Below are 23,346 nucleotides of genomic sequence, written 5' to 3'. Positions count from 1 at the left end.
AAATTCAAAAAGTTGTTAAATCTCAAATGCCACCGTATCGCGCTGCTTTCTTGACCTGCGTTTTTTGTATGGCCTTTTGGCTTTCTTCACTTTCTTTTCTACCCGCTGGGTTTTAGCTTCCTTTCTAAAGTTCCATGGCGGGGTTGGGTTAGCATCCTGCCACAAACCCAAGTGGCTTTCGCGGGCATGCTGCTCCAATGAAGCCAGTTCCATATTTTTTGAATAAGCCCGGTATTGCCATGCGTAGCCTTGCTTTACGATCTCGTAGTTTACGTTAACCCCGTTTTCCAGTTCTACCTGTCCTACTGTGCGGCCATACCTATCGTGCTGATTGCCTGTCAATTTCACCCTTTTACCAAAACACAGGTCGGATGTAAACTGCTTTGCCGCCTGGCCAAACGCCTGGCTTTTTTCGGGGCAATCTATTTCTGATAGCCTTACGGTGATGCTTTGGTTATCGGGCGATAACAGTACCAAAGTATCGCCATCTTTTACACCCACAACTTTATAAAGAGTTTCATTTTTATTACAGCCGATAGAAAGGATAAAGACGAAAAGGCAAAGGAGAAAGGACTTTTTGAGCATGGGGCTAAGATATCAATTTGTGTTATTTTACCACAGAGGGCACAAAGAGAAAAGCACAGAGTACACAGAGTTTTTTACGCAAAGAGGTTAAGACGCAAAAATCATATGATACATAGCGTTGTTTACAAACAAAAAAGCCATCCCAGGGATGGCTTTTTTGTTACCAATTAAAGTATTAATTGCTATGCAGGCTCCACGAGTTACCATCCGGATCTTTTACAGTAGCGAAACGGCCCCATGGGGTTTTATCAACCTTGCCTGTTTCTATGCCTTTCGCTGCGAGGTCTGCTATGGATGCGTCAATGTCGTCGCATTTTATAACAAACCCTTGTATACTGCCGGGGGTTAGTTCGGGGAACCAGTTTACCAATGTTATGGTTGTGCCACCATCAGGCAGGCCCAGCTGGATCCAATTGCTGCCACCCTGAAACGGTGCTTCAACAATTAAACTAAAGCCCATGTTCAGGTAAAATTCTTTTGCTACCTGCTGGTCAGTAACCGGGATGGAAATTATTTCTATAGATCTCATAAAATTATAGGTTTAATATTCATGCTTGTGTAATAACAACTTGTATCAAAAATAAAGCTGATATTTGTAAGTTATCTAATAAAAACGATATTTTTTACATGAGTAAATTTACCGTACCGGATAAAGTGCTGTTTGTATGTACAGGGAGTAAATGCGCAAAACGTGGCGGTAAAAGCATGTATAAAATTGCCGAAAAGTTTGCCAAACACAGCAAGGGGGATATTGAAGTGATACGTATAGAATGCACAGACCGGTGTGATTATGCACCGGTCTGTACTATATCTCCGGGAAATATCTGGTTGAAGGAATATTCGGAGAAAGATGTTTTAAAGCTTTTGTTAGCTAAAGATTAAGCCTCGCTGTTGTATTTGATATCGCCAACGTGCTTATCAATCTGCCATCTGCCGGTACCTTCTTCGCCAATAACTTCGAACAGCTCCAGTGCGCGGCGTGCTTTATACTCTTCTTCGCGTTGCTCTTTCAGGAACCAGTTTAAAAATTCGTTGGTTACAAAATCCTGTTCTTTTAAGCAGCGGGCATAAATATTTTTGATTGACTGGGTAACGCTGATTTCCTGGTCAAGCGCTTCTTCAAACACTTCGCGGAATGAGTTGTACTCCTGTTTAATGCCGGTAACTTCGGGTGATACGGCATTGCCGCCCATATCCAATATATACTTGTAAAATTTTAGCTGATGTTGTCTTTCCTCTTCGGCTTGTTTAAAAAAGTAATCAGACGAGTAATCGAAACCATTGCGGTTACACCATGATGCCATTGATAAATAAATTGATGACGAGTATGCTTCTTTTTTAACTTGCTGATTTAAAAGCATTTCTACTTCTGCAGAAATAAGGCTTCTTACGCGGATAAGATCTTTCATATAATATATTTTTAGGACTATTAAGATAGACAACAAACGTGCCGACTTAAATAATGATACAATATACGCCTATAAAGTAGCGGATAGAGAAAATAAAGGCAATATGAATTCAGTCTAAATTACTAAACAGCAATACGATACAGGCGATCTTGTAAAATGCTGTTCAATTGCAGCATTACAAATGTGCCTTCCATCAACTCTTTAAGAGCGATGATCTGCATCAAAGTAAGAATGTAAGTGTGGTCGCAGGCGCAGATAAAGATAATTTCTACGTCGGGGTCTTTAGAGGTTTCGAGCAGCTTTGCTTCGATATCTACATTATATACCGCTTTTTTAAGCTTAAGTAAACAACGATAATCAAATTTGGCAACTTTACCGGCAAAATCAACATACCAGCAACGTTCAGCATCACTTTGATAAACAGCGCCTTGTTTGGTGCTGAATACATCTACCCAGGTACTTGTTTGCGGATCTATTAGAGTTGTAACCATTTGACGTTACAAAAGAGGGTATTATTTATAATTAATCCAAATAATATTAGAAATTTATTTATAATGATTATTAACAAGGCAACTTATACCTTTATCGCCATGAATATTAAAGCCTGCCTATTTGATCTCGACGGTGTAATTGTAGATACAGCAGTGTATCATTATAAAGCATGGAAACGCCTTGCCAATGAAATGGGCTTTGATTTTACCGAACACCAGAACGAGCAGCTGAAAGGTGTAAGCCGTATGGCATCGTTAGAACTAATATTGGGTTGGGGAAACGTTACCAATAAAACCGAAGCTGAAAAGCTGGAGCTGGCCACCCGCAAAAACGACTGGTATACCGAGATGATTGGCCAGATGACACCTGCCGAAATATTACCCGGTGCCCGTGAGTTTGTACAGGCCTGCCGCGATGCCGGTTTAAAAACAGCCATTGGTTCGGCCAGTAAAAACACCCCTACTATATTGGCTAAACTGGAACTACTGCCTTTGTTTGACGCCGTTGTTGATGGCAACAGTGTAAGCATCCCCAAACCCGATCCTGAAGTATTTTTGAAGGGTGCCGAAGAATTAAACGTTGAACCATCGGCTTGTGTAGTTTTTGAGGACGCCCTTGCCGGTATAGAAGCAGCCATAAACGGAGGCATGAAAACCGTGGGAATAGGCTCGCCGGACATGCTTACCCGCGCGGATATGGTGGTAAGCGGTTTAGATAAAATGACGTTGGATATATTAGATAAATTGTAAGGATGAAGATCAGGATGTTTATAATATGCTTATTTGTTTCGGCTATAGCTTTTGCCCAGAAGCCCGTACAAAAGATCAGCATAACACATTTAACCAAAAATTTTTACGTGTGCACATCATACGGTTATCCAGATGATAAATCGCCTGCGTACCCTGCCAACAGTTTATTTGCAGTTACCGACAAAGGCGTTGTTTTGGTTAACACTCCCTGGGGCGATGAACAAACCCAACAACTGATAGATAGCGTTAAACAGCGCTTTAACAAAAAGATAATTTTTTGTGTTGCAACCCACTTTCATGACGACTGTGTAGGTGGCTTAGATGTGTTAAAAAAACAGGGGGCTAAAACCTATAGCAGCAAACAAACCTATGCGCTTGCCAAAAAAGAAAATAACGAGCTGCCGCAATACATCTTTGCCCGCGATACCACTTTTAATATTGCCGGCTTAACCTTGCAAACCTATTACCCGGGTGCAGGCCATACACAGGATAATATTGTGGTTTGGCTGCCGCACGAGCGGATACTTTTTGGTGGCTGCCTGGTTAAAAGTTTAGAGGCCACTACAAAAGGTTTTACCGGCGATGCCGACCTTACGCAATGGCCCATAACCATTAAAAATGTCGCTTCCCGATATAAAACCGCGCGGTATTTAATTCCCGGGCACCTGGGATGGCAGGGTGGCACAAAACAGCTAAGCCACACGCTACAGATCCTTAGTAAAAAATGATTTTTACTTATGCTCGGGCCTTAATTTTGCCCGTTCTTTAATAATGGCTTTAACCGCATGGGCTACAAATTGCTTTTGGTCATCACTTAAAGTGTTTACTTTACTATCGCCATCAAACTCGTAGTTTATTTTTCCATAAGCATCGTTTTTGGCTTTAAAACCTCTTCCATTTTCGTCAAACTCCAGGTATCCACCATCTGATATATGGTCGATACCGTTTTGCTGCTCGTTAAAAATTATCTTACCAGAGTATTTTATCTTTTGCGATAAGTTGTCTGTTTTGTTAATAATGGTTGTCGATTTGCCCCAATCGCATGCTGCTACAGTACCTAATATTATTAATGCCAATACAATAATTTGTAATTTTTTGCTGATCGATTTCATGATTTTTTAAATTGATAAACAAAAATACACATTACATGGTATTATGCAATACATAGTACTATAATAAAATACAATTAACTGTAAATCAGGGTAATAATTTTATATAATGATTTATTCGCTCCGCAAACTTTTAACCGGATTAACCAAAGCGGCCTTTATCAACTGGAAACTTACTGTAGCCAACGCGATACTAATTGCTATAACGCCCGCCAGTAAAAATATACCCCAATGTATCTGGATCCGATAAATATAATCTTGTAGCCACTTATTCATCAGGTACCAGGTAATTGGTGCTGCAATGGCAAAGCCAATTACTATCATCACTACAAATTCTTTCGAGAACAGGTAAACTATACCCGATACCGAAGAACCCAGCACCTTGCGGATACCTACTTCTTTTATCCGCTGCACAGCCATAAAAGATGCCAGTCCATACAGGCCCAGGCAGCTTAGTAATATGGCAATTACAGCAAAGCTTTGGTATATTTTTGACAGTTGACTTTCCTGTTTGTAGTAAGCCGCTATGCGTTCATCCATAAACTTGTACTCGAAAGCGTAGTCGGGATAAACTTCATTCCAAAGCTTTTCTATACCTTTTATTGAAGTGCTCATGTTCGCCGATGATAACTTGATATTACTAACTCCATACTGGTTTTTCAAAGTAGTGATCAGCATTGGCGCATACTCATCCTTAAACGACCGGTTATGAAAGTTCTTGAGTACTCCCACTATCCTGCCTTTAGCAAACTTGCCTAAGGCTATCTGCTTGTTCAAGGCGTCCTCAGGTTTTTTGAGGCCCAGTTTTTGGATTACCGCCTCGTTCACCAAAAACTCCCGTATGGTGTCTGAAGATGCAACATTGCGCCCGGCCACAAGCTTTAACTTATAAGTCGGCACGTATTGTTCATCGGCCATCTGGATGATGGAATAAAAATCTACTTGTTTAATGGCATTATCATAGGTAAACATCGTCCAGTTATCATCTTCGCCGGCGGGCAGGTCCGAACTTAAACTTACCTGTTGTATCCCGCTTATATCTGTTAGTCTCTTTTTAAGGTAATCGAGCTTACTTATTGCAGCACTGTCTGACGGAAAATGAACATTCACAATAGCATCTTTATCAAAGCCCATACTCTCGTGCGTAAAGTAGTTCATTTGCTTTACAATGATGATGGTGCAAATGATCAACCCCTGCGCAATAATAAACTGAAATACTACTAACGCATGCCTTAAAGAGATTCCCCGGGATGTTTTAAACGCCACCTTGCTTTTTAAAGCATTAATGGGGTTAAAACCCGAAAGTACCATTGATGGATAAAAACCCGCTATAAGCGTTACCCCTCCCGTTAAGGCTACTACAAAAGCTGCCACTTTAAACTGCAGCAGCATGCCTGCGGATAACGGCAGATCCATTATTTTACCCACCATTGGCACCGCCAAAAAACTTATGCCTGCCGATAGTACCAGGGCTAATAAAACGATGACCAATGTCTCGGCCAAAAACTGCATTTGCAACTGGCCGCGATTGCCGCCAAGCACTTTACGTACGCCAACCTCTTTAGCGCGGTTTACCGCCTGTGCGGTTGCCAGGTTTACAAAATTAACACAGGCAATAATCAAAATAAACAAAGCTATCATCCAAAGCATATTTATCATTTGCGGGGTAATAGATATGTTGGAGTAGTTATCTACCTTATTATCAAAGTGCACATTACTTAACGGCTGGGCCACTTCACTATCCTTATTTTCGGGCGAGCGGTATTTTTTCATCAGCGCCTGTAGTTTGCCGGTTAATTGCGCTCCGGTCATGCCAGCGGGGGCAAGTACATAGCAGCCATAAAATCCGCCTGTGCTATCGTAATCGGTTGATTTTAGCATTTCGGCAGTGCGGCCTGTACCTAACGAAAACACTACCTTAAACTGAAAATCGGTGTTCTTAGGAATGGGGGCTAATATGCCGGTTACCTTTAAAATTTCTTTATTATCCCATCTAATGGTTTTGCCCACTGCCTGGCGCCAGTCGCCAAAATATTTGTCGGCGGTCTCTTTTGTTAGTAGTACCGAGTTAGGGTTACTCAGCGCCGTATTGGCATCGCCCTGCAATAGCGGAAAATCGAATATTTTAAAGAAGGATGGCGTAGTTGCAAACACCCCCTCTTCTTTAAACTTCTTTTCAATTTGCCCGTCGGCATTCAAAACCTGTATCTGCTCGTTATAACCATGAAATACCGGAGCGTAGGCTTCAAGTTCGGGTATATCTATTTTTAATGTTTGCGGTATGCCACGCGCAATGCCCGAACCATAAAATATATCTTTTGAATCGGCATGATGATACTCGGTTAGCATGCGGTAGATCCTATCCTTTTTGCTATGAAAATTATCAAAGCTGGAATGAAATTGTATCAGCACAAAAATAATCAGACAAATGGCGATGCCCGAGCCCAGGCCTATTATGTTAATGAATGTATACGATTTATGACGCGATACATTACGCCAGGCGGTTTTAAATAAGTTTTGTAACATAGCAAAGGGTTTATTTAAATTTTGAGTGACCACCTAAAATTATCAAAGTGAATGCCAAGCCATAAAACCCTGTTTTTCATACAATAAGGGCATTTTATATTTAACAGGTGTACGATAACGGACACTTGTACGTACGGTTTCGTACTTCAAGATCTGTACTTGGTTTGCACTAAATAAGTTTACCATATTTGAGTCCCGCTCTGTTATAATAAAAAACTTAATTAAGGGGCGATATTTCCCGATTATTGACTATTATTAACAAACAAACCAATTTACCTGATGGCCAAAAGGAAGCTATTGCTGTTGCCTCTGTTTTTATTTCCGCTGGTAGTTATTTTATCGCAATGCTTAAGCACAAAGGAGGCACATGAATCACAAGATCCACGCGGCGAAGCTTATGCCGGGGCTAAAACATGTGTTAGCTGTCATAGTGATATCAGCAATACCTACCCGCATATGGCGCATTCTATTGCATCCTCGCCGGCGACAACCAAAACCGTGCACGGCAGCTTTCTACCGGGACTAAATAGTTTTACCTATAACGACCATACCAAGGTTGTGATGACCAAAACCGATAGCGGCTTATACCAAACCAATTATGTAAATGGCCAAAAGGTAGAAACTGCCCGTATAGATATTGCGATGGGTGGCGTTAAGGGAGAAAGCTATTTGTATTGGAAAGAGAACGAATTATTTCAGTTGCCCGTATCGTTCGATAACATAAAGAACCATTGGATAATGAGCCCTGGTTATGATAGCGTTATGGCCAGTTTTGACAGGTCAATAAACTTACGTTGTATGGAGTGTCATACATCAAGCGCTAAAACGGAACCGGGTAAGCTTCCAAGTTTTTCGGGTGATGCTATCGGGTTCCAAAAAAACTCGATCATATTAAGTATTGATTGCGAACGCTGCCACGGCGGTGCAAAACAGCATGTAGATTTTCAGACAGCAAACCCCACCATTAAAACGGCAAAATACATCACCAAAATAAGCGCCTTAACCCGTGAACAAAAGATAGACCTTTGCGGCACATGCCACTCGGGTACACAAACCCAAAACTCTAAATCGATATTTGATTTTAAACCGGGCGATAAACTTACCGACTATAAAAAACATGCCCCATCTGCCGGGCCAACAGACCTTGCCCACCTTGATGTACACGGCGACCAGCTGGACATGCTAAAAACCAGCAAATGTTATATAAGCAGTCAAATGGATTGCTCTACCTGCCACAATACCCACAAAAATGAGCGTAATGATATGGTGTTGTTTACCCAACGTTGCCAAACCTGCCATAAAGCAGCCAGCCATAACCTTTGTAAAATGACAGGCAAGCTTGACGCAAAAGTATTACAGGCAAAATGTATATCGTGCCACATGCCTGCTCTGCCCTCAAAAGCAATAATCAACGAAAAGGAATCGGTATTGATACACACGCACCATATTGCAGTTTATCCTGATGATATAACAAAGATAACGGACTATATAAAAAAGAAATGATGGTTATGCTACCTACAACACGGTAGCATAACCATCATTAAAGGAAGTTCAAACTCTATTTTTTTATGCTATTCTCCAGTACTATAAAAGGCTGGTGTTCATCCCACGATGGTGAAAAATTAGGCTGGAACAAGAACCCGCTTGCATAATTACCCAAAATAATATCCGGTTTGCCATCCTTGTTCAGGTCGCTCACATCCATTGCCATCCACCTGCCGTACTTGCTAACCGGCACCGCGTTTGCTTTAAACTGCATAGGCTTATCCTGCTCAAAATATATAAATTCTTCGGCAGGGTTATTTTTCATATCGGCAAAAAAGGCAATGGTGGCAATGTCAATATCACCATCTTTATCAAAATCTGTAGCAATAGCTTTTGTGCAGCCATTTATTGGATAAAACCAGGTTTGCTTAAAGTTGAAGTCGCCCGTGTTTTTATAAATGTATAATCCGTGGTATGGTTTCAAGATACGGGAATCGCGGAAATTATATCCACAGGTATAGATCAGGTCGAGGTTACCATCGTGGTCAATATCCGTTAACTGAAAGCTGGTTGAACCGTACACCGGTGGAAAACGCAACAGTTCTTTACTGGTAAAACCGCCCTTTTTATTGTTTATAAATAACGATAATCCTTCGTCGCCCGAACCAAATAACACCATCAGATCGGGGTAACCATCATTATTAAAATCTTTTGATATAGCTTGTACGGCACCCGGCCTTTCGGTTATGGTAAATTGCTTTTCGGCTTTGTTATCTGCGCCCAATTTAAGCATGTAAATACCACCTTTAGTGTTCCCCTGCCCTAATACTACCAGTTCGTTATGGCCGTCCTTATCTATATCAACACTAAGGGTTTGTACCGGCCTTGGCATATCCCCTGCTATTTCGTTAGCAGTTAATTTATTATCAACAAGGTTTACGCCATAGATCTTTCCATTAGGATAATCAACAGGATCGATACGGCCTATCAAGGATAATATAACATTATCGACATCTGTAAAATTAGCATTCACAGCTGCTGATGGCAGGCCAATCACTTTTTTAGATTGAAGGTTATTGCTCCATTCGGTTAAATTATTTGCAACCAAATCACTGGTATAAATATTACCTGTATTTGGATTTGCAGCCACCATTGTGGTAAAGGAGATATCGTTACTACCGGCCGGTTTTTTTAACGTAAAGCCTGCCCAATCATTTGTTAAAGCTATTGGCCATTTTGCAGGCAATAGGGTATCCGGCGCAAGTTTGTTATAATAATTAACAATTGCCTGCCAATTAACTATAGATATGCCGCCGGTATCTTTAGGGTCTTTATAAAAATCGGGGCCATAGGTTGATATACCCAGGTAACGCGCCATATCGGGCAGCGTGTGCATGCGCCATACATTTTTTGTAAGCATGTTTGCAGGTACAAGCGAATGGCATTTTGTACAATGCAGTTCTACAAGATACTTACCATCGGCAATTGTATCGCCTGTAAGTTTATATGTGGTGCTTTTGCTTTTGCAGCCATCAAGCACGGTACTTAATGATAGTAACGCAACCCCTGATAATATGAAAGATGTAAATAAAAAGGTCTGCTTTAATTTCATAACAAATTGTAACGCTTGTTTAGTTCTCTAATTTCAATGTATTCCAGATATGTTCGCCTATTTGCCTGCCTTGTTTTGCGGCTGCGTCGATACTAAATTTATAGTGAATACCTCCATAAAAACGGCTTATAGATGTTTCTTCGGATGCCTGCAGAAACGATTTAAAATGGCGTTGCATACCAATATACCGCAAGTCGCTGGTATCATCGTACTCAAAGTTATCGCCAAATAAATGGGTTAATATCACTGCCGATGCAGCGCTTATATCACTATGCCCGCTTGGATATTCGGGGAAGGGCGGTGTTTGCAAAAGCGGCAGCCACTTACTGTCAATTTTATCGTTTATAACGGTAACCGGTCGTATGTACTCGGTGGTATATTTTACCTGCCATCCGCATATAAATGAATCGTATAAGGCAATTGAGGTTAAAGCATAGGCTTGCGCCGTTTTTACCGCGTCGGCTTTTGTTTTTTTACATGCTATAGCTGTAATACCTATCCAGTGGCCACCGGGAGTAATTTTTTTATTTACAAACATCATGTGCCCGTTATGCTGTATAACAAAAGGGTTATCATCCCAAAATTTAGCAATGCTTATCTGCTCGGGCGTAAGCTTTTTACTTTGTTCGTAAACCGCAAGGTTTTGCTTGAAGTACTCACTGTTTTTATCATCGCTATACGGTGTTGGTGGCGGCAGCGGGAAATCTGAAGATGAGTTTACCACGAACGTTTCCATTGTGCCCCAACAAAACTCCACGCCATCTAAATAATCTGGTGCTGTTGGGTGCCATTTACCATTATCAGTGCTACCTAAAAACCTTGGCTTCCCTCTTGTTTTTGCATAGTTATCAAACTTGGAGCGGGCTAATATTGCCGCGCCCACTTTTTCGCCAAAAGCAACAGAACGGGCATAAGTAGAATCGTCCAGGTTATCCTGATACATAGCAAAAACCTTATCCTCGTATTTTTTTAAGGTATCTACAGAGAAGGTTACCTTATGTGCCACCGTAAAAAACGCCTTAGTAGCTGCAAGCGCATAATTATACTTCATTCCTTTATTAGGCTCGGGCATAGCTTTAAATCCTTTTAACTGGCTGGCTATTGACTTATACTTAGGGTTCTCGAACCGCATAGCCTCATATGCAGCCAATGAAGTATAACCATAAATACGGCTTGCTACCGGTGGACTAAAAACATCATAAATTATTACCTGTGTGAGCTGATCAACATTCTGATGTAAAACATCAACGTCGCTTACACGAGCAATTTTTTGCTTTTGCTTGCAGCTTATTGCCAGTAAACAAAATGCAGCTGCAATAAAAACCTTAAAGTATCTCATAATAATGGGGCTATGTATAGTATTAATTTAAAGGTATATCTCTTTTTTGGCCGGTATTATCGGTTACGGTAACCGATGCCATGGTAGCATCAATATTAAAAAATCTGCCCGACTGCGACAAGAAAGACGAACCATTATAAAACTCCTGCTTCGCAGTTTTTCCGTTTTTATATTTAATGGTGGCGAACATATCCAGGGGCTTTATACTTACGGTACGTACGGGCTTTTTCAATTCAAACACTTTCATTACATCTTTATACTGTGTAGCCGCCAACAGGTAACCACCTTTAGCACTACGCAATTTAACTAATGCCTTTCCATCTCCCGGTATATAAATGCCGCTTTGCAATATGGTTAAGGGCTTAAAGCCGCCTTTGCCATCACCCTTTAACATTAAACCGTTAAAGGCGTCGTAGCGGCCGGTGCTCACCTCGGTACCATAATCATTACCGCTAAGTGCTACATCCAGGTTGCCATCACTATCAAAATCATCTATAATGATACCCGCCAGTTGAGATATCTGCGCTTCTGCCGGCAGTGGTATCATGGTAAATTTGCCATGCCCATCGTTGCGTAAATAACATGACTGCAACTCATTTGCTTTTAACCTGATAGCTCCTTCACGCATTTTTGGCGTAATCACACTATCCATGGTAGCCACGGCAAACGATTTGTAGTTCTGATATTTCACCCTCATAACTATCATCTGTTTTACAATGTCATCGCGGGTATGTGCCGGAAACTCTTTCATTTTACCATCCCTATCCTTTAAAAAGACCGATGGGAAAGCGTCATAGCTATCATTGTTATCAAAATCTTTAGCGGTTATATAGGCTGGATATTGGTCGGTAGCTTTGTAAAAGGTATTTAAACCTGTATTGCCAACAATGTAGTCAATATCTCCATCGTGATCAAAATCACCACCGGCAATAGTGTTCCACCAGCCAAACTTATCAGCTATACCACTGTTGGCCGTTACATTTTTAAATACACCATGGTCATTTTTCATGAAAGTTACCGGCATCCATTCGCCAGTAATAACCAGGTCTGGCCAGCCGTCGTTATCATAATCTGTAAAAGATGCATCGCATACCAGGCCTAAATTATTTAAGCCTTTGGCAACGGTTGGTGTTACATCAGTAAACTTAAGCTGGCCTTTTTTACTATCGTTACGTAAAACAAAGCTCGATACCGGTTTAGGATAGTTCCACGGATCAACCCTACCCGATACAAACAGATCAAGCGAGCCATCTTTATTATAATCAACCGCTTTTACACATAATTTACTGGTAAAGTTTACTGGTAAAGCGCCCGCTTGCAGGGTAAAGTTCCCTTTTCCATCATTTGCATAGATCCTGTCCTGATACGATTTTGAATTTGGCGCATCTTCATAGCCCCCGCTCGCAGCATAAAGGTCAAGGTCGCCATCGCCATCCGCATCAAATAACAGTAAACCCTCATCTTTATACTTTTCAGTAAGATTTGTTGCTGTAGCTAACAGGTTACGCTGGGTGAATTTACCATTGGCTTGTTGTAATAAAACCTGTGCGGGATATTTTGATGTGCCACCTACAACCATGTCATCAAAGCCATTACCATCAACATCGCCTACAGCAACTGCCGGCGAGTACTCTGATAACTTGTGCGGCAGTAGCTTTTGCACATTAAAGTCTGCAAAATCAACATCGTTATGTTTATAGTTTATCCCTACCGATTTTGTTACTTCGGTAAATAAAGACTGGCTGTTTATCGGCGAAATACCAAAATTATATCCAGCCTTTGCGTTGTTAATATCAACCTTAAGTACCTGATCAGTCTTTACATTTCTTAGGGTTTGCTGTTTGCCGTTTTGCCATTTTATTACAACCGAATCGATACTTGTAATTTTGCCCAGGCCAAAATGCGCTATATTTTGTATGGTTGACAGATAGCCGCGGAATGGGGTATTTTCATATACCTGATGTTTGCCATGGTCATAATAAATATCGGCCCATGCCCCTATCCCATCACGGTTTTGAGGGCTGCCCTTAAATTGTATCTGCAAATAATGATTGTTGTTTTTATCATCCTCGCGCGATCTGTTTTTGTACACAAATGCTTCGTCATCAATATTATTAATGACCATATCTAAGGTACCGTCGTTATCCAGATCGGCATAAGCGGCACCGTTAGAGAACGATGCTATATCCATTCCCCAGCTTTTGGTTACATCTTCAAACTGCAACTTGCCGTTATTTCTGAACGCGTAATTTGATATTTTTACGATAGGTATTTGCTCTAATACTTGTTTTTTACTGGCAACAATAAAAGATTCGTTCCTGAAAGCAATAAAATCATGATCTGTAACATCGCGGGGGTAACCATTGGTTACTACTATATCCCTGAAGCCATCGTTATCAAAATCTGTTATCATAGGCCCCCAGCTCCAGTCTGTTTGTGCTACACCGCTTAAAAAAGCAACCTCGCTAAATGCAGGTGCGCCTATTGAGTCATTTTGGCCTAAGCGAGGGCCCTGGTTTAGCTGTAAGGTGTTATGATTATATTGGTATTGGTAACCGTAAGTGTCAAAGTTTTGGTATAACTGGTATGATGTACCCGGCATAAACATTTTTTTGCGATAGTTATCTTCCGGATCCATATCCAGTTCAAAAACATCGGCAAGGCCGTCGTTATTTATATCCTGCACATCCTGGCCCATGGCGCTTGTGGCAGTATGTTTAAAATATTCTTTTGTACGATCGGTAAAAGTACCGTCGTGGTTATTTATGTAAAGTATATTACTTGGTAAAAAATCATTTGTAACGTAAATATCTTTCCAGCCATCGCGGTTAATATCAACTATGCTTGTTGCATGGCCGTAACCCTCTATTAATATGCCAGCTTGTTTAGATACGTTTGTATAAACGCCATGCTTTAAAGCAGGGTCATAATCGTTACGGTACAGCCTGCCTGTATTACGGCTGGTACCATCTTTTATAATTGGCCTGAACGAACTTGTATTATCTGTTGATTGCGCCTCGTTAACGGTAAGGTACATATCCAGGTCGCCATCGTTATCGTAATCAAAAAACGATGCCATTGTAGAATGTACATTTATATTAAGGCCATATTCTTTTGACGATTCTTTAAAAATGGGCACTCCATTCTTATCCGGGCCCTGGTTTATGTAAAGCAGGTTAAGCCGTTTAACCGAATCATTTAGCAGCGAGTTACATACATAAATATCTTTTAATCCATCGTTATTAATATCAACAACCGCTACACCACGGCCCCAACCGCCTTTACCACCTACTCCTGCTTTTTCGGTAACATCGTCAAATTTAAAATCGCCTTTGTTTAGGTATAAACGGTTTGATACGGCATTACCTATAAAATAAATATCCTGCAGGCCATCGTTATTAAAATCGCCTATGCCAACACCGCCCCCGTTATAAATATTCAGCTTATCAAGTGGGTTGATGGTATCATTTTCAACAATGAGATTATTGAATTTTATGCCCGAGTGTGATGAAGATATTTTTTCAAACATTGTTGCCTTTTTACAAGAGAATATAAAAAGCGGCAAAGCAATAAACAGCAGGTATCTAAGGAGTTTCATTTAACGATATTAAGAAATATATTAATAAAAAAAGAGGGGAAGATAAATATCTCCCCCTCTTTTTTTGGGTTATTAATTATTAATAACCCGGGTTTTGTTTTAATGTTCCTTTAGCAATATCAATTTGGAATTGAGGGATTGGGTAAAGCTCGTTTTTGTTTGCAGTGAATTTAGCAACTTTCATTACCGCTGAGGTAAATTTGTCACCAAAATCGCGGGTGTTTTTCAGGAATTTCTCAATTTCTGTTGACATGATTGTACCTGCAGGGCCGCCGTTAGCCGCATCCCAACGAGATAAGTCAAAGAAACGGTGACCTTCCATACCCAACTCAAGCTTGCGCTCAAAATACACTGCTTTGCGTGCGTAAGCCTGGCCATTTGTAGCAAACTGGCCTGTATACAAACCTACTTTGTAGTTTGCAGCAAACTCGCTATTATCAACAATTGGCTTGGTAGCATCGCCACCTGTGTAACCTGTTAACTTGCCTTTAACCCAACCAGTTTGGTCAGCAGCACGTGTCCTTATCTGGTTAACATAACCTTCGGCAATCGCCAGTTGGTTTGCTTCAACAGCACACTCAGCAGCCCATAAAATAACATCAGCAAAACGGATAGCATTGTAACTATTTGAAGTTGACTGATTTGCAGCCCAACCACCGTATGAATCTGAAGTGGTTGATTGTGCAGCTTTGTAATAAACGTTTTTAATAGGCAGGTAAGGGCCACCATTGGGTTGGTCACGTGCCCATGCAGCTCCAGGGCAAATTCCCCAGTCTAAATATGGTATACCACGACGACCAACTGACCAGTCTAACCTTGCATCAAGCAACTCATCACCTGGTGTAAACACAGTACCGGCAGGTACAGCCTGATCATTTTTAATGTAACCATTTTGGTAAGTATCAATTAATGGTAAGCCATTAGCATCTACTTTAAATGAGTTAACAAAATCAAACGTTGGCTGGAAGAAACCGCAGCATCCTGCAGGGCCGCCAGAAGGGAAGTTTAACACGTTACCTGCGTTGCCGTTTAAGCCGTTTGCACCATCTTTTACAGATGCCTGCACCACAAACACGCCCTCTGGGCCGTTTTTGGTTGATGGGTTAAAGTTGTTTGCATATTTACCTAATGCATAAGGCGCGCCTGAACTTGTTTTACCATTAGCTATTACATCTTTAAGGATATCGAAAGCTTCGGGGTATTTATGGTTAAACATAAGGGTTTTAGCCTGGAAAGCTAAAGCTGCCCATTTGTTTGCACGGCCAATTTGTGGCTGTGTTGCAGGCAGGTCTTTTGCAGCAGCTTCAAAGTCAGCCGCTATTTTGTCCCAAATAGGTCCATCATTTGGAATGTTGTAGTTTTGGGCTGTGTAGGTAATTGTTTCGTCAACATACGGAATGTTTTTCCAAAGTTTAGCAGCTTCCAGGTGGAAGAAACCGCGTAGGAAACGGGCCTCGGCGATGTACTGAGTTTGTTGCTCAGCTGTTACCGAACCATCTTTAATTTGAGGTAACAACCTTAGCACATCGTTAGCACGTTGTACACCAGCATAGCATACACGCCATTTGTGATCTAAGTAATCGTTAGCACCTGTTGCGCTAAAGGCCTCAAGATTTGCAGCTGCAGGTTGGTCACCAGGGTTAGAGCCTTTGAAGGCATCACCTGCTACCACACTACCATAAACCCAGTTATCGGTACCGGTTTCCCAAGGGCTACCAGTTTGGCCATCAAATACACCATCAACAACTGAGTATGCACCGATAAGAATACCATCAACACCCGCACGTGTTGCAAGTACCTCCGGGATCAGGGAGCCAATTGGCGCCTGATCAAGATACTTCTTACATGAATAAGAGCCTCCAAGCAATATTAGTGTTGCCGGTATAAGGACTTTTAATTTAAAACTTTTTTTCATAACTATTCTCTTTATATATTATGTTAGTTATTATTAGAAACTAAGGTTTACGCCAAATATAAATCTGCGCTCGTTGTTAGGGTAATTACCCCTATCCACACCCTGGCTGTTACGGCCGTCATATGCTTGCAGCTCCGGATCAAGGCCACTGTATTTTGTAGCAGTGAACAGGTTAGTACCTTGTACATAAACGCGTAATTGATCAAGCCCAACGCTCTTAATTATGCTTGGTGAAAATTTATAACCAATTTGTACCGACCTTAACTTAAGGAATGAACCACTCTCTACATAGTAAGAGTTAACAGCATCGGCAGTACTAAAGTTGGTTGTTTTTTCAGCTATTGGTGTTTTTGCGCCAGCATTTTGTGCGGCTGACTTACCTGGATCCCAGGCGTTATTTAACAGGTCTATGCTTTTGTTACCGGTTTGTGTACCGTAAAAATTAGTCCAGTATTTAACGGTGTTGTAAATATCATTACCGTGTGAACCGTACAATACAGCGCTTAAATCAAACCCTTTGTAACCAACATTTAAGTTAACACCATAAGTGAAATCCGGAATTGGATTACCAATTTGGGTACGGTCGGCGTCAGTAATACGGCCGTCACCATTTGTATCGGCATAACGGAAACGACCCGGGGCTGCTTCCGCCTGGTATACCGGTGTCGAACCAAATAAGTCTGGTTTTTGTTGTGCGTTAAGTGCATCGATCTCGGCCTGGGTGTTCCAGTACCCAGTAACATTGTAACCGTAGAAAGCGCCAATTGGGCCACCTACCTGGTTGTATACTACGTTACCATTACGAACGTCTGAAGTAAAGAACGGTGCACCCAGTTTTGTAATTTCGTTTTTTATTGTAGTGATGTTAGTACCAACAGAGTAAGTTAAACCTCCGGCAGCACCATGGTAGTTAACGCTGATATCAAAGCCTTTATTAACAACCTGACCGTTGTTAACAGTTGGCCAGGCACCTTCTGAACCACCGGCAGTTGCTGGTACAGGTATAATTACCAATAGGTCCGAAATTGTTTTTTTGTAATACTCGGCAGTAACATCAAGGTGGTTAAAGAAGGATGCATCAAAACCTATATTAAAGGTTTTATCAGTTTCCCAAACAGCGTTGGGATTACCCAGTGAGTTTTGTAAGTAACCAGGGATAACAGAATTTGATGAACCATCAATAGCGTAAGATGATGAACCAGGGCCACCGCCATAAGCAGCGTAAGCACTGTTTACACCTACGTTAGCGTTGAAACCTGATGTACCGTAGCTACCGCGGATCTTCAAGTCGTTTAACCAGGTTAAACCTTTAGCAAACTCTTCCTGAGTTACACGCCATGCAGCAGATACAGCGGGAAAAGTACTCCACTTGTTACCCGTTGCAAAACGAGAACTACCGTCGCGACGTATAGTTGCACCAATGATGTACCTATCATTAAAGGTATAATCTAAACGGCCAAAGAATGACATGATGGTGTTAAGATCCCTGAATCTACTATCCGCAGTTGTTTGACCGGCCTGGCCGTTTTGGATATTAGCAAAGAATGGATCAAGCGAGAAAAGGTTTTTTGCATTCGCGTTAATTTGGCGACCGGTATAACCTCTTTGCTCAAAACCACCCAATAGGCTGATACTATGTTTTCCAAATACTTGTTTATAATTTATAGTGTTGCTCCAGTTAAAGTTGCTATCGTATGATGAACCTTCGCTGTAACCATTGTTTCCACCGTGCGCTTCACCACTATCATACTGGCGGTAGCCAATGTTATAATAGTAGCGGTTGTATATATCGGCACTATAAGCCGTACGTGCAGTAAAGTGTTTCAAAAAGTCGGCTTCAGCAAACACAGTACCTTGCATACCGTACTCATTGGTATGGGTAGTGCTTTGGCGCTCTTGAATACCAACCGGGTTAAGAGCGTTGCCTAAAGCGGCAGGGCCTGCATAGGTACCACCTAAGTTACCTGCAATATCACGTACAGGGATGATAGGAAGTGTACGATAGGTTTCAGAAATTGGGTTACCCTCGTTTTGGTTACCACCGTTAGCTAAACCGCCACCACCATTAGGCGAGTTGACATAGAAAAAGCTAAAGTTTTCACCCAACCTTACGTGATCTTTTACACTAAAGTTAGTGTTAACACGAGCCTGGTATCTTTTAAAGTAAGTATTAATAAGCGTACCTTGTTGGTTAGTATAACCTAAAGACATAAAGTAGTTGCTTTTATCGCTTGCACCACTTGCGCTTAATGAGTGCTGCTGAATAGGAGCACTTTTAAAAATTTCGTGGAACCAATCGGTACCTGCACCTTTAACAAATTTTTGTATCAGGTAATCCCTTGCAGGGTCGTTATCAAGGTGATAGTTTGGCAAAAATGCACTGGCCTGTTCCTGGTTAAATACCCCTTTGGCACCGGCACCTGATTGATAGCCGTAATCATAGAATTTATTACCTTTTGGATTGCCCTTCATCAAATCGTTGTCCGGGTCAACTTTGGCCACCAATTGCTCAAACTGATCTGCATTAAGCACGTTAAATACGTTTCCGCCCAATGGCTGGGTAGTACCGTAGAATGCATCATAAGAAATTGTTGTTTTACCTTGCTTACCTTTTTTTGTAGTTACAACGATAACACCGTTACCACCGCTAACACCGTAGATTGCAGCAGCACCCGCATCTTTCAATACCGAAATCGACTCGATATCGTTAGGGTTAAGGTTTGAAATGCTACCTGTTTGCAAACCATCAACCACATACAGGGGTGATGAATTATTGAAGTTACTTAAACCACGAATGGTAACCTGCGCACCACCACCCGGAGCACCTTGTGTTACCACGTTAACACCGGCGGCCTGGCCTTGAAGCATAGTTTCAGCACTTACAGAAGGTACTGACTTTGCTGTTGCAATGTTCACGGTTGTAACCGAACCGGAGATGTCTTTTTTACGTTGCGAAGTGTAACCAGTTACTACTACTTCGTTTAACGTGTTATTGCCGGCCTGTAAAACAATGCTGATTGTTTCGGAGGCGCCTACAGTAACATCTTGTGATTGGTATCCCAGATAGGAGACAGTTAACACATCACCAGGGCTAACGTTCAGACTGAACTGTCCGTTAACGTCTGTTTGTGTACCGATGGTAGTACCTTTAACGCGCACAGTGGCTCCAACTACAGGTAGCTTGTCGTCGCTGCCTGTAACCCTTCCAGTGTGTTTTGTTTGAGCTGTAACTACCAGTGAAGACACCATGCAGCATAATAGCAAGCACAGCGTTCTTCCTTTAAGGAGTAAACTTTTAAACATGAGATTGAGATTTAGTTGATTAATATATTTGATTTAAGGTCTTATTTCATATGGGTATAAAGTTTATTAATTTGCAAGGAATAGCAAATAGAGGAAGACTTAAAGAATTCTTTCTTAGAGAGATAAGGAGTGTGAGATAATCAAAAAGAAAAAATTGTAAAAGTTTTATCATATAGTTACACTATCCTGCTTAAAAATTTTATTCTGTTTGCACATTTATGCCCCTTATATTAAGGTTCATCAATGTGGTTTGTCCGTTAAATTCAGTTTCTTTTTATAAAAAAAGAAAGTTTATAATTGGTAATGCTCTAATATAAACAGAGTGTCCACGTTACACAAGCTTCCCTAATAGAATTATTAATTATTTATTTTTTTTAGATATTTAATGAACAAAGCATCAATTAGATAATCATTTGTTAAACTCCTGTTAATAATTCAATAATTTAAATAGCAATATCGCAATGTAATATTCTTGTTATAAAAGGTTTTTTTTGCCAAAAACCATGTTTTGATATTTTAAAAGCCCTAATTCAGTACCCATCATTCAAAAACTTAAAAACTTTTCTCAAATTTTTAAGAAGTTGGTTTGATAAAATAAAGCAAATGTTAAACTTATGTTAATATTGCTTACCCACGCTAAATAAGGCAACAATAAAAATGCAACTCTTTACACCATCTACCTTTGGCATTAAATACACACTTTGTATAAAAAAAATATGCCTTACCGATATCAGTAAGGCATATTAGTTAAAATTTAATATAAAAGAAATTTAACTGAAAACTCTTTTGTAATGAAGCACTAAACCTATTTGGCCCACTGTACTTTAGCCGTTTTTGTATCGGCAGAGTTTGTTCCTATCTGTATAATGAACGAGCCGGGCTCCCAGTCATATTTTAACTGGCTGTTATAAAATTTTAATTGCTGAGGGGTTATCTTAAAAGTAACTTCTTGCTTCTCTCCTATTTGCAGGTTTATCTTTTTGAAATCTTTAAGCTCTTTTACCGGGCGGCTAATGCTCGCAGCAGGGTCGCTTATATATAACTGCACAACTTCCTCACCGGCATACGGGCCATTATTAGTTACTGTAACTGTTGCCGTTAAAATTTCGTCACCTTTTAAGTGGGTTTTACTTACGTTAATATTACTATAACTAAACTTGCTGTAACTTAAACCATAACCAAAAGGATATAGTGGATTGTTGCTGATATCTAAGTAATTTGATTTGAACTTGGTTGGCCCAGATGAATACGGGCGACCGGTGTTTAAGTGGTTGTAATATAAAGGTATTTGCCCTACGCTGCGCGGAAATGTTGTAGTTAATTTACCCGATGGGTTATAATTACCAAACAATACCTCGGCCACAGCATTACCCGCTTCGGTGCCGGGGGCCCATACATCTAATATAGCAGCGGCATTATCATTTTCCCAGGTTAAGGTAAGTGGCCTGCCGTTAAATAATACTATAACAATAGGTTTACCTAATTTTGCTAAAGCTTTTAACATAAGCTGTTGGCTTTCTGGTATGCTGATGTCTGACCGGCTTGATGATTCGCCGCTCATACTTTGCGATTCGCCAACTACGGCAACTATTATATCAGCCTTTTTAGCGGTTTTCACTGCTTCTTCCAGCATATCCTGTGGCGATTTAGGGTCAAGGCTAACCATGCCCGGGCCAAAGTTAAGGCGTTTCATAAATGTTGTATCATCGGTAATATTAGCGCCCTTGGCGTAAGTAACTTTTACGTCATCATTAACCACATGCTTTATACCTTCTAATACGCTTACTGATTTTTCCCACTCGCCGGCAATAACCCATGTACCCAGCATATCCCTTTTATTATCTGCCAATGGGCCAACAACCGCAATGCTCCCGCCCGATTTTTTTAGCGGCAATATTTGGTTAGCGTTTTTAAGCAATACAAAAGAGTGCTCGGCGGTTATACGTGCCGCCTTACGGTTAGCATCGGTAAATACATCCGTTTTTTCTTTTTGTGCGTTTATTGATTTGTATGGATTTTGAAAAAGTCCCAGTTTATACTTGGCTTCCAGTACGCGGCGGCAAGCCAGATCAATATCGGCCATAGTTACCTTACCTTGTTGTAATGATTTTTTCAATGTCGATAAGAAGCCCTCGCCCACCATATCCATATCTAAACCGGCTTTTAATGCCAGCGCCGATACCGTTTGCAGATCGCCAAGGCCATGGTTAGTAACTTCATTTAAAGCGGTATAATCTGATACTACAAAGCCATTAAAGCCCCATTGCTTACGCAGCAGATCTGTGAGCAACCATTTATTGGTAGTTGCCGGTACACCATCAACCACGTTAAACGAGCTCATGAAGCTGCCCGCGCCTGCATCAAGCGCAGCTTTGTATGGTGGCAGATAATAGTTATACATGGCAATTTTGCTCATATCAACCGTATTGTATTCACGGCCGGCTTCGGCAGCGCCATATAATGCAAAGTGCTTTACACAAGCCATAACAGCATCAGCATTTTTTAAACTGGTACCCTGGTAACCTTTAACCATTGCCGCGGCAACTTGCCCCCCATACCATGGGTCTTCACCGCTACCTTCAGATATACGCCCCCATCTTGCATCGCGGGCAATATCCACCATGGGCGAAAACACCCAGTTTAAGCCTTCGGCAGTAGCCTCTTTAGCTGCAATATGTGCCGATTGCTCAATCAAGCCCAGATCCCAGGTGGTAGACATACCCAACGGGATAGGGAAAATGGTACGGTGCCCATGTATAACATCCAGGCCAAATATTAAGGGGATATGTAAACGCGTGCCATTTACAGCAGCTTCTTGCATTTTGCGTACATTATCTGTTCCGTATAAGCCAAATATACCGCCTATGGCACCTTTTTTAACGCCATCTGCAATACCATTATTTGTTACCGAACCCGTAATAGCCATGCCACCTGTTACCAGGTTAAGCTGTCCTATCTTTTCATCAACGGTCATTTTTTTCATTAAACCGCTAACAAAAGCATTCATTTTTGCAGTCTCGGCTTGTTTTTGGGCCGTGGCGTTACTAAGGGGCAGGCAAAACAGCACAGCCAAGCTCAAGTAAACAATATGTTTAGTGGTAAAATATTTTTTCATCAATAACAGCTTTGGTGGTTTAATATATCGTTGTAGCTATTAAATTTCCGTAATATTAAATTACTGTAAAACTTATTAGCTATAATTGTTTTTAATGTTGCTTAATGCA

16 protein-coding genes are annotated in these 23,346 nt (G+C 41.0%); 4 read left to right on the top strand and 12 right to left on the bottom strand.

Annotated elements, in window-relative coordinates:
* Positions 1–15: 15 nt before the first annotated feature.
* A complete protein-coding gene (locus NPE20_RS13410; protein ID WP_256539176.1) occupies positions 16–585 on the bottom strand; it encodes a thermonuclease family protein in 570 nt (189 codons plus the stop codon).
* A gap of 175 nt (positions 586–760) precedes the next feature.
* Complete coding sequence (locus NPE20_RS13405) at positions 761–1,114, bottom strand: VOC family protein (protein ID WP_256539175.1); 354 nt, start codon at positions 1,112–1,114, stop codon at positions 761–763.
* A gap of 98 nt (positions 1,115–1,212) precedes the next feature.
* On the opposite strand from NPE20_RS13405, the gene NPE20_RS13400 reads away from it, so the two are divergent.
* A complete protein-coding gene (locus NPE20_RS13400) occupies positions 1,213–1,467 on the top strand; it encodes a (2Fe-2S) ferredoxin domain-containing protein (RefSeq protein WP_256539174.1) in 255 nt (84 codons plus the stop codon).
* On the opposite strand, the gene NPE20_RS13395 is transcribed toward NPE20_RS13400, so the two are convergent.
* Positions 1,464–1,994: a ferritin gene (locus NPE20_RS13395; RefSeq protein WP_256539173.1), complete on the bottom strand. Its 531-nt coding sequence runs from the start codon at positions 1,992–1,994 to the stop codon at positions 1,464–1,466. The genes NPE20_RS13400 and NPE20_RS13395 overlap by 4 nt on opposite strands.
* Positions 1,995–2,116: 122 nt before the next feature.
* Positions 2,117–2,485, bottom strand: a complete 369-nt coding sequence (locus tag NPE20_RS13390) for a hypothetical protein (RefSeq protein ID WP_256539172.1) — start codon at positions 2,483–2,485, stop codon at positions 2,117–2,119.
* Between the two features lie 63 nt (positions 2,486–2,548).
* Here NPE20_RS13390 and pgmB point away from each other — a divergent pair, with 63 nt between their 5' ends.
* Both pgmB and bla read left to right on the top strand, forming a co-directional pair.
* Positions 2,549–3,235 carry a beta-phosphoglucomutase gene (pgmB, locus tag NPE20_RS13385; protein ID WP_256539171.1) on the top strand — a complete coding sequence of 229 codons (687 nt, stop codon included), beginning with the start codon at positions 2,549–2,551 and terminating at the stop codon, positions 3,233–3,235.
* Positions 3,236–3,237: 2 nt separating this feature from the next.
* Positions 3,238–3,963 carry a subclass B1 metallo-beta-lactamase gene (gene bla / locus NPE20_RS13380; protein ID WP_256539170.1) on the top strand — a complete coding sequence of 242 codons (726 nt, stop codon included), beginning with the start codon at positions 3,238–3,240 and terminating at the stop codon, positions 3,961–3,963.
* 3 nt (positions 3,964–3,966) lie between these two features.
* On the opposite strand, the gene NPE20_RS13375 is transcribed toward bla, so the two are convergent.
* Both NPE20_RS13375 and NPE20_RS13370 read right to left on the bottom strand, forming a co-directional pair.
* A complete protein-coding gene (locus tag NPE20_RS13375) occupies positions 3,967–4,347 on the bottom strand; it encodes a hypothetical protein (RefSeq protein ID WP_256539169.1) in 381 nt (126 codons plus the stop codon).
* Positions 4,348–4,458: 111 nt separating this feature from the next.
* Positions 4,459–6,870 carry an ABC transporter permease gene (locus NPE20_RS13370; RefSeq protein WP_256539168.1) on the bottom strand — a complete coding sequence of 804 codons (2,412 nt, stop codon included), beginning with the start codon at positions 6,868–6,870 and terminating at the stop codon, positions 4,459–4,461.
* A 279-nt stretch (positions 6,871–7,149) separates the two neighbouring features.
* Between NPE20_RS13370 and NPE20_RS13365 the strand changes: the two genes are divergently transcribed.
* Positions 7,150–8,373 carry a multiheme c-type cytochrome gene (locus NPE20_RS13365; RefSeq protein ID WP_256539167.1) on the top strand — a complete coding sequence of 408 codons (1,224 nt, stop codon included), beginning with the start codon at positions 7,150–7,152 and terminating at the stop codon, positions 8,371–8,373.
* A gap of 55 nt (positions 8,374–8,428) precedes the next feature.
* On the opposite strand, the gene NPE20_RS13360 is transcribed toward NPE20_RS13365, so the two are convergent.
* From NPE20_RS13360 to bglX, 6 genes are all read right to left on the bottom strand, one after another.
* A complete protein-coding gene (locus NPE20_RS13360; RefSeq protein WP_256539166.1) occupies positions 8,429–9,967 on the bottom strand; it encodes an FG-GAP repeat domain-containing protein in 1,539 nt (512 codons plus the stop codon).
* 19 nt (positions 9,968–9,986) lie between these two features.
* Positions 9,987–11,306 (bottom strand): vanadium-dependent haloperoxidase, encoded by a 1,320-nt coding sequence (locus NPE20_RS13355; RefSeq protein ID WP_256539165.1) that lies wholly within the window; start codon positions 11,304–11,306, stop codon positions 9,987–9,989.
* Positions 11,307–11,328: 22 nt separating this feature from the next.
* Positions 11,329–14,904 (bottom strand): VCBS repeat-containing protein, encoded by a 3,576-nt coding sequence (locus NPE20_RS13350; RefSeq protein ID WP_256539164.1) that lies wholly within the window; start codon positions 14,902–14,904, stop codon positions 11,329–11,331.
* Between the two features lie 79 nt (positions 14,905–14,983).
* Complete coding sequence (locus tag NPE20_RS13345) at positions 14,984–16,819, bottom strand: RagB/SusD family nutrient uptake outer membrane protein (protein WP_256539163.1); 1,836 nt, start codon at positions 16,817–16,819, stop codon at positions 14,984–14,986.
* 33 nt (positions 16,820–16,852) lie between these two features.
* Positions 16,853–20,122, bottom strand: a complete 3,270-nt coding sequence (locus NPE20_RS13340; protein ID WP_256539162.1) for a SusC/RagA family TonB-linked outer membrane protein — start codon at positions 20,120–20,122, stop codon at positions 16,853–16,855.
* Positions 20,123–20,927: 805 nt separating this feature from the next.
* A complete protein-coding gene (bglX, locus tag NPE20_RS13335) occupies positions 20,928–23,237 on the bottom strand; it encodes a beta-glucosidase BglX (RefSeq protein ID WP_256539161.1) in 2,310 nt (769 codons plus the stop codon).
* Positions 23,238–23,346: the final 109 nt, after the last annotated feature.

Origin of the sequence: Mucilaginibacter aquariorum, from assembly GCF_024498135.1 — a bacterium.
Taxonomy (GTDB): domain Bacteria; phylum Bacteroidota; class Bacteroidia; order Sphingobacteriales; family Sphingobacteriaceae; genus Mucilaginibacter; species Mucilaginibacter aquariorum.
This window is presented reverse-complemented; position numbering and strand designations above follow the sequence as displayed.

Coding starts and splice junctions, on each gene's coding strand:
- NPE20_RS13390 (WP_256539172.1), bottom strand. CDS start 2,485: ATGGTTACAACTCTAATAGATCCGCAAACAAGTACCTGGGTAGATGTA.
- NPE20_RS13405 (WP_256539175.1), bottom strand. CDS start 1,114: ATGAGATCTATAGAAATAATTTCCATCCCGGTTACTGACCAGCAGGTA.
- NPE20_RS13410 (WP_256539176.1), bottom strand. CDS start 585: ATGCTCAAAAAGTCCTTTCTCCTTTGCCTTTTCGTCTTTATCCTTTCT.
- NPE20_RS13350 (WP_256539164.1), bottom strand. CDS start 14,904: ATGAAACTCCTTAGATACCTGCTGTTTATTGCTTTGCCGCTTTTTATA.
- bla (WP_256539170.1), top strand. CDS start 3,238: ATGAAGATCAGGATGTTTATAATATGCTTATTTGTTTCGGCTATAGCT.
- NPE20_RS13360 (WP_256539166.1), bottom strand. CDS start 9,967: ATGAAATTAAAGCAGACCTTTTTATTTACATCTTTCATATTATCAGGG.
- bglX (WP_256539161.1), bottom strand. CDS start 23,237: ATGAAAAAATATTTTACCACTAAACATATTGTTTACTTGAGCTTGGCT.
- NPE20_RS13395 (WP_256539173.1), bottom strand. CDS start 1,994: ATGAAAGATCTTATCCGCGTAAGAAGCCTTATTTCTGCAGAAGTAGAA.
- NPE20_RS13370 (WP_256539168.1), bottom strand. CDS start 6,870: ATGTTACAAAACTTATTTAAAACCGCCTGGCGTAATGTATCGCGTCAT.
- NPE20_RS13345 (WP_256539163.1), bottom strand. CDS start 16,819: ATGAAAAAAAGTTTTAAATTAAAAGTCCTTATACCGGCAACACTAATA.
- NPE20_RS13340 (WP_256539162.1), bottom strand. CDS start 20,122: ATGTTTAAAAGTTTACTCCTTAAAGGAAGAACGCTGTGCTTGCTATTA.
- pgmB (WP_256539171.1), top strand. CDS start 2,549: ATGATTATTAACAAGGCAACTTATACCTTTATCGCCATGAATATTAAA.
- NPE20_RS13365 (WP_256539167.1), top strand. CDS start 7,150: ATGGCCAAAAGGAAGCTATTGCTGTTGCCTCTGTTTTTATTTCCGCTG.
- NPE20_RS13355 (WP_256539165.1), bottom strand. CDS start 11,306: ATGAGATACTTTAAGGTTTTTATTGCAGCTGCATTTTGTTTACTGGCA.
- NPE20_RS13400 (WP_256539174.1), top strand. CDS start 1,213: ATGAGTAAATTTACCGTACCGGATAAAGTGCTGTTTGTATGTACAGGG.
- NPE20_RS13375 (WP_256539169.1), bottom strand. CDS start 4,347: ATGAAATCGATCAGCAAAAAATTACAAATTATTGTATTGGCATTAATA.